Consider the following 447-nt stretch of genomic DNA (forward strand, 5'->3'; position numbering starts at 1 on the left):
GGTTTCTACCCAACCATTCTGCCGTTCTTCTGGAAAACCGGGAGGCGCATTCAACGTCTTTTCAGGAATAGGGTTAGGCAAGCGCCAAATTTCTTGGGGCTCGGGTAACGGAAGTGGCGGTGTGGTATAGCCCACCTCCCCCCCATCATGGATAAGGGTCTCTTGACGCCCATTATTTAAACTGAATTTAACAGTTTGAAAAGCATCACTGGGGTTTGAGGGGATATATTCTGCGGTATTCCCTGCCATATCCCAATGAAATTCTCCATCAATATCGGGATCTGAAAATGACGCAGTACCATCTTCATGACGTGTAGCAAATCGGACTCTGACATGATTAAGTCCACTGGCCTCATTGACGATATAGCCGGCGACTTTATTGGCATATGCCGTATTTTCATTTTCAACAATCCGAAATCGCACACCTGTGATGACGGTACTTTTTTT

General features: G+C 46.1%; 1 pseudogene. It reads right to left on the minus strand.

What is annotated here, in order from left to right:
• Positions 1-447 (minus strand): annotated as a pseudogene (locus BHE89_RS20750) (S-type pyocin domain-containing protein); the annotation flags it as partial.

The organism is Shigella sp. FC1967 (assembly GCF_001743005.1).
Classification (GTDB): Bacteria; Pseudomonadota; Gammaproteobacteria; order Enterobacterales; family Enterobacteriaceae; genus Proteus.